Annotated in this window: 10 protein-coding genes; 8 read left to right on the plus strand and 2 right to left on the minus strand. The window is 49.5% G+C overall.

Translation table 11 applies throughout. The features are described from left to right. Window positions 1–56 precede the first annotated feature (56 nt). From ACYU87_RS15145 to ACYU87_RS15155, 3 genes are all read left to right on the plus strand, one after another. Window positions 57–1694 (plus strand): OmpA family protein, encoded by a 1638-nt coding sequence (locus ACYU87_RS15145; protein ID WP_461134902.1) that lies wholly within the window; start codon window positions 57–59, stop codon window positions 1692–1694. 96 nt (window positions 1695–1790) lie between these two features. After that, complete coding sequence (locus ACYU87_RS15150; protein ID WP_461134903.1) at window positions 1791–2657, plus strand: transglutaminase domain-containing protein; 867 nt, start codon at window positions 1791–1793, stop codon at window positions 2655–2657. Between the two features lies 1 nt (window position 2658). After that, the gene (locus ACYU87_RS15155) at window positions 2659–3099 is read left to right on the plus strand and encodes a hypothetical protein (RefSeq protein ID WP_461134904.1); all 441 of its coding nucleotides are present in this window, start codon (window positions 2659–2661) and stop codon (window positions 3097–3099) included. A gap of 107 nt (window positions 3100–3206) precedes the next feature. On the opposite strand, the gene ACYU87_RS15160 is transcribed toward ACYU87_RS15155, so the two are convergent. Next, a complete protein-coding gene (locus ACYU87_RS15160; protein ID WP_461134905.1) occupies window positions 3207–4142 on the minus strand; it encodes a hypothetical protein in 936 nt (311 codons plus the stop codon). A gap of 381 nt (window positions 4143–4523) precedes the next feature. On the opposite strand from ACYU87_RS15160, the gene ACYU87_RS15165 reads away from it, so the two are divergent. Then, window positions 4524–5345, plus strand: coding sequence for an Fpg/Nei family DNA glycosylase (locus ACYU87_RS15165; RefSeq protein ID WP_461134906.1), 822 nt, complete (start codon window positions 4524–4526; stop codon window positions 5343–5345). Window positions 5346–5434: 89 nt separating this feature from the next. Then, window positions 5435–6289 carry a pirin family protein gene (locus ACYU87_RS15170; RefSeq protein WP_461134907.1) on the plus strand — a complete coding sequence of 285 codons (855 nt, stop codon included), beginning with the start codon at window positions 5435–5437 and terminating at the stop codon, window positions 6287–6289. 197 nt (window positions 6290–6486) lie between these two features. Here the strand turns inward: ACYU87_RS15170 and ACYU87_RS15175 are convergent, their stop codons facing one another. Then, window positions 6487–7752, minus strand: coding sequence for a DNA polymerase Y family protein (locus ACYU87_RS15175; RefSeq protein ID WP_461134908.1), 1266 nt, complete (start codon window positions 7750–7752; stop codon window positions 6487–6489). A gap of 122 nt (window positions 7753–7874) precedes the next feature. On the opposite strand from ACYU87_RS15175, the gene ACYU87_RS15180 reads away from it, so the two are divergent. The 3 genes from ACYU87_RS15180 (at window position 7875) to rpsJ (ending at window position 11385) form a co-directional block, all read left to right on the plus strand. After that, the gene (locus tag ACYU87_RS15180) at window positions 7875–8588 is read left to right on the plus strand and encodes a LexA family transcriptional regulator (protein WP_461134909.1); all 714 of its coding nucleotides are present in this window, start codon (window positions 7875–7877) and stop codon (window positions 8586–8588) included. Window positions 8589–8853: 265 nt separating this feature from the next. Continuing rightward, a complete protein-coding gene (gene fusA, locus ACYU87_RS15185; RefSeq protein ID WP_461134910.1) occupies window positions 8854–10965 on the plus strand; it encodes an elongation factor G in 2112 nt (703 codons plus the stop codon). Between the two features lie 114 nt (window positions 10966–11079). Then, window positions 11080–11385, plus strand: coding sequence for a 30S ribosomal protein S10 (gene rpsJ, locus ACYU87_RS15190; RefSeq protein WP_012930032.1), 306 nt, complete (start codon window positions 11080–11082; stop codon window positions 11383–11385). The last annotated feature ends 35 nt before the right edge of the window (window positions 11386–11420 follow it).

Here is an 11420-nt window from a genome sequence, read left to right on the forward strand (position 1 = left end):
AACCGAGTCTTACCAACGTTCCTTCTGTAAGCACCTTACTGTCCCATCTTACGTTCATGAATGCTTCCGGCGCTGTTGTAGCCTGCTTTTTAGTACATATCTCGTTGCTTGTATACGGGCAACCCAAGTTAGACTCAGCCCAAACGGCAAGTTCAGGTACAGGTGTCGAAAATTTGGGGAGCCAGGTCAACTCGGAATACAATGAGATCAATCCAATGATTTCGCCGGATGGCAAAACGCTCTATTTCGCCCGGATCAGCCACCCAAACAACACCCATGGAACGAAAGGCAGTCAGGATATCTGGTATTCTGAGCTAGACCCGACTAGTGGCAAGTGGGGCCCTGGCCGACGGATGGGTTTTCCGCTCAACAAAGATGAGTACAACTGCGCTTACAGCATCACGCCCGATGGCAACAGCATGCTCATAAAAGGGCAATACAACAATGGAACCTACGAAACCAGGGGCTTTTCGCTCAGCAAAAAAACCGCCAGCGGCTGGTCGCCACCGCAGAAGATAGACATTCCCGGTTACGTCAACATGAGTAAAGGCCAGTTCGACTGCGGCTTTATGTCGGCCGATGGGAAGGTGTTGCTCATGGCGTTCAGCGAGAAGAAAAACAGTAAAGAAGACGATCTGTACGTTACCTTCCGGCAAAAAGACGGGTCGTGGACAAAACCCATGGACCTTGGCGTTGAGGTTAATACGAAGTTTACGGAAACAACGCCTTTTCTCGCCCCCGACGGGGCTACGCTGTATTTCTCAAGTAACCGGGATGGCGGACTGGGCAGCAACGATATTTACGTTTGCAAACGGGTCGACAAAACCTGGAAACACTGGTCGAAGCCGGTTAACCTCGGCCCGAAAGTCAACACAGATGGGTACGACGCCTATTACACGCTCGGCGCTTCGGGCGACTATGCGTACCTGACCACCTTCAAAAATACGCTTGGAAAAGGCGACATCGTTCGAATCAAGCTGAGCGACAGTCAGCCTACCGATCAACCCGGCAAACTGGGTGGCGGAGGTGATGAGGTGGCCAATAAAACGGACGCACCCCGCCCCGATCCCGTTGCCCTCATTAGCGGCAAGGTTATTAACCAAACGACGGGGAAACCCGTTGAAGCCCGCATTATTTACCAGACCCTGCCCGATGGCGCCGAAGTGGGCGAGGCAACCTCCGATCCGCTAACGGGCGAGTACAAGATCGTGTTGCCCTATGGCCAGAAATACTCGATGCGTGCAATCGCCAAGGATTTCATTGCCGAAGGCGACAACATTGACCTAACGCAACCCAAGGGTTTTCAGGAGGTTACGGGCAAACAACTGATTATGATTCCGTTGGTGAGCGGCAGTGTTGTGCGGCTGAACAACATCTTTTTCGATACAGGAAAATCAGAACTTCGGCCGGAGTCAGGTCCCGAACTCGACCGGCTGGTTACCACCCTGAACGAAACCCCCAAAATGGTTATTGAAGTTCGTGGACACACGGACAATACGGGTTCCAACGAAATAAACGCCAAACTTTCGCAGGATCGGGCCGACTCGGTTCGCGAGTATTTTATCAGCAAAGGCATCGAGCCCGACCGGGTAGCCAGTAAAGGCTTTGGTGAATCGAAACCCGTTGCAACCAATGATACCGACGAGGGGCGCCAGAAAAATAGACGAGTAGAGTTTGTAATTGTCCGAAAATGAGCAAATAAAGATGCTCAAATTGGTAACCATCGGTCCAGACACGCGTTAGACTATATGTTAAAACAACTCTAAATCACTCTTATTATCTACTTAACGATGCAACTTAATGCTGGCTGCGAACTGTCTTTCTCCGCTCAAACGCCGACTCCATTAATTTTAATGCTACGTCCTCAGTCTGGTGCAGGACAGTGGATCATGCGGGAAGAATACCAGATTACCCCTGCCGTTAACGTTACCGAGTTTACCGATATGTACGGCAACCTCTGCCAGCGATTGGTAGCTCCCGAAGGGCCGTTTTCCATTCATTTTTCGGCAACTGTTCAAACAGCCGACCTCATTGACACAGCTCCCGGTGCGCCCTATACGCCGGTAGAAGAGCTGCCAGATGACGTACTTCACTACACGCTGCCGAGCCGGTATTGCCAATCGGATCAGTTGGGAAATCTAGCCGCTCAGATTACGGAAAACGTGGAGTCAGGTTACGACCAGGCCGAAGCGATTCGTAAGTGGATCAATGAAAACGTAACCTATCAGTACGGAACTAGCAATGCCAGCACATCGGCAGTCGATACGGCCGCCAGCCGGATTGGGGTTTGCCGGGACTTTACGCACTTGGGCATATCGCTTTGCCGGGCGCTGAATATTCCGGCCCGGATGGTTGTCGGCTATCTGTACAAACTTGACCCTATGGATCTTCACGCCTGGTTTGAAGCGTATGTAGATGGACGTTGGTTCACGTTTGACGCTACGCAGAAAACTCCGCTCGGCAACCGAATTACGGTAGCGTATGGTCGGGATGCCGCTGATGTCGCGTTTACCACTCAATTTGGGCAAATGACGTTGAACGATATGAAAGTATGGGTCGATGCCGTTAATTTTGAACCAGGAGAAGCTGAAAAAAATGCCGATCAGGCTCCAACCTTTCCAGGTTCAATTGGGTCTCCAAATCAAATAGGTAACTGATATGAAAAAACAACTGCTTTTCTGCGCGCTGCTAGGCTCACTGACTGCTTGTCAGGAAGAAGCTGATGTGCAACCTAGCTCGACTTCATTGGCCAGTGAAGTAGTTGGCACGTATCGAACTAACTTTTATCTTGACCCTTCCTGCGTAGCCATTTCGGCCGGCCAAATGCCGTATGCTGAATTGAAAGCGCAGTCGGACAGTACAGTAACGCTAATTTACACTAAGTTTTCCCCCGTAAAAATCAGCCGTTCAATTGAGCATGTTAGTCTGAGCCGCCAGGCCAACGGGGTTCAACTGCGCGTGGCCAATTCGAATATAGGTACCTTACAGACCGATCGGGTCTTCACGGACAATGGTATGGAAAAGCAGGATAAACTGCTGCGTATCAACGTTCAGGATAATCCGCAGGACCTTTTCTATTTTGCGGGTATTAAGCAATAAACGCTTTAATCCAGGCGAGTGGGAGTGTTCATCACACCGGAAGTACTACGTAAAAAAAGCGCGCCACCGTTGGGTAGCGCGCTTTTTTTACGTAGTACTTTGAAATATTAGCGGACCGCAAATTCACCCGAACCAATCCGGAAACCCTCCGAATAAAGCTCTACTGTGTATTTGCCGGGTTTGTAAGGAATACCACGTGTGTAAAGAAGTTCGACGTTTTGGCCGTTGCTGGTGTAATTTACAGTCTGTTTGGTCGTATAGATGGTTTCGTTGCCATCTACCGAAAACGTACCCGATCCATTAGCCATATCCGATACAACAGCGCCCGATGGATCAAGTACCCGAACGAACACATCCTTAGGTTCTTCTTTTGTCAGCGGATTATCGAGCAGCGTGTAAACCAGTTTTATTTTGTCTAAACGTTTGGCTTTGTAGGAGTCATCTTCTTTAACCTTGCCCTTGGCATTAACCGCAAATACTTTCACGTTTTGCGCTTTCAGAGCGGCAGCCCGGGTCACTTTGGTGGCAAGTTCCTGATTTTGTGAAACAACCGTCGTAACCGAGTCGGCCAGACGCTGGCGTTGTGTTTTCAGGCCCGTATTTTCTTCATCCAGCACCTTAACGTTCGATGCCAGGGTCACGTTTTCACGCTGCAAACTGGCAATGAGCGTATCCTTTTCGACCAGAAACGCTTCGTACTGTTTTATTTTAGCATCGTATTTAGCGATGGATATCCGGTTTCCTTTGCGTAACGAAGCCTTATCCTGCTCCAGCTGCACTTTCATTTTCTCCAGCTCCGAAACGTCACCACCCAGTTTTTGTACTTCGGCAATCTTAGCATCCAGGGCTGTCGAGATCGAATCCAGCTTAACGCGGGTTGTCGACAGTTCTTCTACACGCTCGGAAATGGTCACCTCCTGATTTTCAGAGACTTTTTTCTGATCGAAGTACAGATAACTCGATACACCAGCCAAACCCGTCATAATGATGAGGGCAGCCAGAAGGGCACCGTTTGTTTTAGACTTTTGCGGATTATTTTCCATTGAAAATTTTCAGTTTAACAATTGAACATGCACAGACTTGTAAAAAAAGCCGCTTTCGCGGTTGTGTAGAGGTTGTTACATCTGAGGTTTTTTAGTGAATGAGAAAATAAAAATCGGCACCGAAAGCCGGGGTTGCCTCTACACAGGTTTGTATTGGAACGTTGTATACGCTAACCTATTGCCTTCCTACAACGTACAGCCATCTAAAAAAGTTTTTAATCTGACTCCGGATTATCCCAAAAAGTACTTCTGACTACCAGCTAAGTACACCGCAAAATAAACACTTTTTTTTAATAACCCTACAGGTTACAGCCCTGTTGACCAGACGGTAGCCGGAAACAACGCCAGTAAACGGATGGTTGCCCCTCAAACGTATTGACCATGCCAGAACTACCAGAAGTTGAAATCAGACGCCAGTACCTCGAAACTTCATCGCTTTATCAGCCCATCAGCCACATTGACGTTGAAGACAAAAAGCTGTTGACAACTGATCTATCGACCCTACAAAACGCACTGATCGGCAGGCAATTTACGGGTACGCAACGCGTGGGCAAAAACCTGTTTGTTCTGACCGATGCGCCCGATACAATTGTTCACATGCATTTTGGCATGACAGGCGATCTGGCCTATTACCACGCTTCGCTCGACCGGCCCCGTTTTGCCCGCATCGTTTTCGAGTTTACCAGCGGCTTCAATCTGGGCTTTCTGTGCCCCCGAAAATTCGAGCGGGTCGGCCTGATCAATGATATACCTTCGTTTCTGGTGCGGAAAAAGATTGGAGACGATGGTCTCGACATTTCTCTGGAAGCCTTGACCAATCGGGTACGGCGCAAGAAAGCGCTGATCAAACCTGTCCTGCTGGATCAGAGTGTAGTCGCCGGGCTGGGCAACTGGATCGTCGATGAAGTGCTTTTTCAGGCGTTTATCCACCCCGAGCAACGCGCCGACACCCTCACGGATGCGCAAATGAGCGCGCTTCACGATGCCATTCAGCTTGTTCTTACGACAGCCATCCGCTACGAGGCCACCTATCGGGATTTCCCGAGTGGGTTTCTGATTCACGTTCGGGAGTGGGACAGTTCTCCTTACGACGATGTGGAAGCGCATAAATTCTGCCCTCGCTGCCAAACCCGCATCGAACGTTCGGTGGTGGGTGGCCGAACAACCTTCTTCTGCCCGAACGAGCAGATTCTGGTTGGGTAATTGAGGTGTATAAGGCAACACATTAAAAAATGAACTAGTCGGTTACTAAGTTAGTTTTCATAATACATGTATCTACACGTATTATGAAAATGCAACGCACAATTTCCGATATCCGGACCGCCACCCCCAACAGCGTTGGCGATGGGTTTGTGGGCCTGAATGCCTTTCATCCGCAGGGGTCACGGCCGTTCAATCCGTTTCTGTTGTTAGACCACCATGGCCCCATGCAGGTACAGCCTTCCGACCAGCAAAAAGGGGTTGATGAGCACCCGCACCGGGGTTTCGAAACGGTGACGATTGTGTACGACGGTGCGCTGGAGCACCGCGATTCGGCCGGAAATCACGGTAAGCTTTTTGCCGGCGATGTACAATGGATGACTGCTGCTTCGGGTATTATTCACGAAGAAAAACACGAACAGGCGTTTTCTCGGCAAGGTGGAAATCTCGATTTTGTTCAATTATGGGTTAACCTGCGGGCCAGAGACAAGATGAACCCACCACGTTACCAGGACATCGCTTCGTCGCGTATCCCAACGGATACATTGCCCAATGGCGGCCAGTTACGGGTTATCGCCGGTGAACTGGCGGGCTTACAAGGCCCGGCCAACACGTTTAGCCCGATTACCGTTGCTGACCTGACACTGGCCAACGGCCAGGCCGAAACGATTACTGTTCCTGCCAGCCATAGCCTTATGGTGTATGTGCTTCGTGGACAGGGAACAATAAATGGTAAGCCAATTGAGCGCGGCCAGATCGCCCTCACGAAGATTGATGGTGATACTATTGATCTGACTACGACTTCGGGAATGAAGATACTTATATTAGCTGGGGAACCCATTCAGGAGCCATTAGCGGTGTATGGCCCATTCGTTATGAACACCCGGGAAGAAATTCTGGAAGCCTTTAGTGATTTTCAGGCGGGAAAAATGGGTGTACTACGCTGAAGCTGTCTAAACGTGTGTAAAGTGGTTTCCCGGTGCGTCATGCCGAAACAACGGGGCCGCCCGAGCGGTTCGGCATGACGCACTTGCTGATAAAATCATCTCTAAATAGACCGTTCAGTCGCTTCGGCTGGCTTAAGCAGTCTCTGCTGTTTGATTGACAACTAATGCTACCAACAGCCGGAGACTGCTTAGTCCTTTTACAAGTCCTTGATATTTCCGAAGCCAATCACATCCCGATAAGCGGGATCATCGCGCAGTTCGGTAGCCCGGAGTAGTTTGTCCGGACCAAATTTTGCCTTCAGATCGTAGAGCGTCTGGCGAAATTTGTCCTTACGCGTATCGTTCCCAAACAGGCTCAGCGGCACGGCTTCTGCCGGTATAAACCGAAATACCGATACAGACACACTACGCAGGTGTTCGTTCAAGACTGGTTCGCACTGGTTCACGTTCTGAAACATTAGCAAACGCGCCTGTATAATAGCAAACAATTCGGGACCGTCCTGCTTCGGCTCCGAAAAACGCACCTCGTAATTGTAGGTTTTTCCATTCTGGTAACGGCAGGAAAACGACATGTCCTGACAGAAAACGCCCTTGCTCACCATTCTACGTTCGAGGGTCAGACAGAGCGACTGCACCAATTCTTCCAGACGTTCGGGGGTGTTACGCTGGTCCGTTGATACGGTGCGCATGGCCGACATGCTTTTGTTATCAGCGCTCGTGTCCAGATCTACCTCGCCACCAAAGTTGAGCCGCAAGTGCCAGTGCCAGCCGATAATACTTTTACAAACGGCCCGGAGGTGCTCCGGCGAAGCATACCTAAGTTCGAGTGGTGTATGTACCCCACCTGCCTGCAGTCGGTCTGCCATGCGGTCGCCAATACCGGGCAAGTCGGTTAGGCTCAGCGTTTGCAACACCTGATCAATTGTATCTGGCGTAATAACCGTCAGGCCATCGGGTTTCTGGATATCTGAAGCCAGTTTGGCCAGGAAGACATTCGGAGCAATTCCAATTGAACATCGCAGCCAATCGCCCACCTTTTGCCTGATGGCGTGTTTGATAGCCAGGGCCGTCTGTTGCATGTCTTTATAGACCAATTGGTAATTTGTTAAATCGACAACAGCCTCGTCAATACTTTTGGGTACCACATCGTCTGAGAACGTACGCAGCACCTCAACAATCCTGACATGGTACTCCCGATACCGCGCCGGGTGTGTTTCTATCGGCACAAGTTCCGGGCACAGGACCATTGCTTCATCCAGCCGCATCCCCGTTTTTATACCCCGTGCCTTTGCTTCTATCGAGGGGGCAATAATGCAGCCTTTCCGCCCGGTATACACACATACCCCAACCGGCCGGCCGCGCAGCCAGTAATTGTCCTGCTGTTCGCAGGAGGCAAAGAAGCTGTTCATGTCCACAAACAGAATTGTTGGCAGCGTGTGCGTAGACAGTCGGTTATGATTCATTCGTTTTTTGGGTAAGAAAGTATCTTACGGCACATGAACTCGTCTATATTTTGACTATGTTTGCTGTAATACAAGCGCAATATATTTTACTTGTATTATATAGACTACTTATTCGGGCGACAATGGTTAAAAATTGTCTAAAAGAAACTATTATCTCCGTGACTATCCAGGATCGACTAAAGCATGTTTTCGATGCTCTTGGCATAACTATATACCAGATTGCCAAAGAGTTAGGCGAAAACCCATCAAAATTTTACAATATTTTGAATGGGCGGGCCAAGCCTTCATACGATACGATTATGAGTTTACTGGCCTGTTATCCACAAATAAGTGCCGATTATCTGATCCGGGGGATTACACCCGTGTTGAATGCTCCGCAGGCAAACGCCCGCATTATGACCTCAGAGGATGATACAGTTGAGGTTCCCTTCGTGCCGGTGAAATTCTACGCCAGTTTTGTGGAAAGCTTTAGTGATGGTATCAGCACGAATGAAGTGGAATCGTTCCGTGTTCGTAAGCCCATTATGAAGGGACACAAGAACGGGGTTGTTCTGGAAATTTCGGGGAGCAGCATGAGCCCCCAGCTAACACACGGCGCTAAAGTACTGGCCATCCCCGTTAGCGAAAACAACTGGGAATACCAGTCGGGTGGTGTGTATGCCGTTATGTATCGGGATTACTTTGTTGTCAAACGCATCCGGGATAACGAACTCCTGACCCGCAAATACCTGACGCTCCACTCCGACAATCCGAACGGTGGTAACGTAACCGTTCCCTTGCAGGATATACGAGCGCTCTGGAAAATTGTCGCCATTGTTGAAGCACCTGTAGAATAAACGGACAAATAACGACCCGTACCAGACATGGCCGGATCTCTCAACCGAGGAATCCGGCCATTTTTCGTGCCAAACACAATCAATGGCTACGGCATCGCGCAGGTCTGCGGCAAACATCGGTTTCCACTATATTCTTTGCCTTTCCATTTGATTTGTCGTTGACTTTCAGTAATTTTGCGTCCTGATTCGCAAAGGAGCCTTTTACAAACTGTAGCAGCTTCTTCCTTCGATTTTAGAAAAACATAACAATCAGTATAACAAGCTAATGGCTCGCGATTTAAATTTCACGAGAAACATCGGTATCGCTGCCCACATTGATGCGGGTAAGACGACCACAACCGAACGAATTCTCTATTACGCAGGGGTAAGCCACAAAATTGGTGAGGTACACGATGGTGCCGCAACGATGGACTGGATGGAGCAGGAGCAGGAGCGGGGTATTACCATTACCTCAGCGGCTACAACTGTTGACTGGACCTACCGCGAGAATAAGTACCACATCAACATCATTGATACACCTGGCCACGTTGACTTCACAGTTGAAGTGAACCGTTCGCTGCGTGTATTGGATGGTCTGGTGTTCCTGTTCAGTGCCGTTGACGGCGTTGAGCCCCAGTCAGAAACGAACTGGCGTCTGGCGAACAACTACAACGTAGCTCGTTTGGGCTTCGTTAACAAAATGGACCGCTCCGGTGCCGACTTCCTGAACGTGTGCAAGCAGGTTAAGGAAATGCTGGGTAGCTACGCGGTTCCGCTTCAGTTGCCAATCGGCGAGGAAGACTCCTTCAAAGGCGTTGTCGATCTCGTAAACTTCCGGGGTATTGTCTGGAATGATTCGGACAAGGGTATGACCTTTGAGGTTGTCCCCATTCCTGCCGATATGCTGGACGAAGCCACGGAATGGCGTGAAAAACTTCTTGAAGCTGTTGCCGAATTCGACGATTCGCTGATGGAGAAATATTTCGAAGATCCTGAATCGATCTCGGAAGACGAAATTCTGGCGGCCCTGCGTAAAGCAACCATCGCCATGAAGATCGTTCCCATGCTTTGCGGTTCTTCGTTCAAAAACAAGGGCGTTCAAACCATGCTCGATTACGTGATGTCATTACTGCCATCACCTCTGGACAAAGACAGCATTTTTGGTACGGATCCTAACACGGGAGCCGAAATTTCCCGCAAGCCATCTACAACGGAGCCTTTTTCGGGTCTGGCGTTCAAAATTGCTACCGACCCCTACGTAGGTCGGTTGTGCTTTGTCCGTTCTTACTCGGGTGTGCTGGAATCAGGTTCTTACATCCTAAACAACCGGTCGGGTAACAAAGAGCGGATTTCGCGGATTTTCCAGATGCACGCCAACAAGCAGAATCAAATCGAACGTCTGGAAGCAGGTGACATCGGTGCTGTTGTTGGTTTCAAAGACATCAAAACCGGCGATACGCTATCGGACGAAAAACACCCGATTATTCTGGAATCGATGGTATTCCCCGATCCCGTTATCGGTTACGCTATCGAACCGAAGAAATCGGCCGATCAGGACAACTTCTCGAAAGCCATTGGCAAATTGATCGAAGAAGATCCGACCCTCAAAGTTGAATCGAATGAAGAAACCGGCCAGACCATTATCCGTGGTATGGGCGAACTTCACCTGGAGATCATCATTGACCGGATGCGTCGTGAATTTAAAGTTGAAGTAAACCAGGGTGCGCCACAGGTAGCTTACAAAGAAAAGCTTACCAAAAATGTTGAGCACCGGGAAGTATACAAGAAGCAGACAGGTGGTCGCGGTAAATTCGCGGATATCGTGTTTGAACTTGGACCCCGTGGCGAAGACGAAACGGGCCTTATTCCATCCGGCTTAGAGTTTGTGAACGGCATTGTTGGTGGTGTAATTCCCCGCGAATTTATCCCGGCTATCGAAAAAGGCTTTAAAGAGTCGTTGAAAAACGGGCCTTTGGCTGGCTTCCCACTCGAAAGCATGAAAGTCCGGATATTCCACGGTTCCTACCACGATGTTGACTCCGATGCTCTGTCGTTCGAAATGGCAGCCCGAATCGGTTTCCGTGAAGCCGCTCGTCAGGCTGGCCCGAAATTGCTCGAACCAATCATGGCGGTTGAAGTATTGACACCAGAAGAATATACGGGTCCAATCACGGGTGACCTGAACCGTCGTCGGGGTGTTATGAAAGGTATGGATACGAAAGCGGGTTCTCAAGTGATCAAGGCGGACGTTCCTCTTTCTGAACTGTTCGGTTATGTGACTGATTTGCGGACGATGTCATCGGGACGTGCCACGGCCAACCTGACCTTCGCTCACTATGAAGTTGTTCCAAACAACCTGGCAGAGACTGTAGTAGCTAAAGAAAAAGGCGGCAAATAGTCGGTCCTTGTCAATACAGGGTAGTCGGTCAGAACCGGTCGACTACCTTTTTTTTGTGCCGCTGGAGTAAATGGTTCTTTCGGCGACCCTTTTCACATAACGAACCAAAACACAATGAGTCAAAAAATTCGCATTAAGCTAAAGTCGTTCGACCACATGCTGGTTGACAAGTCGGCGGAGAAAATCGTGAAAGCGGTTAAATCAACGGGTGCTATTGTAAGCGGTCCTATCCCTCTGCCAACGAACAAAGAAATCTACACCGTACTGCGGTCGCCCCACGTTAACAAAAAGGCTCGGGAGCAATTCCAGCTTTGCACGTACAAGCGGTTGGTAGACATCTATAGCAGCAGTGCTAAAACGGTAGACGCTCTGATGAAGCTCGAGCTACCCAGTGGTGTTGATGTAGAAATCAAAGTCTAACGATTTTCGGCTAAAGGCCTTTAATGCCGCCAGTA

The organism is Spirosoma lituiforme (assembly GCF_054776635.1).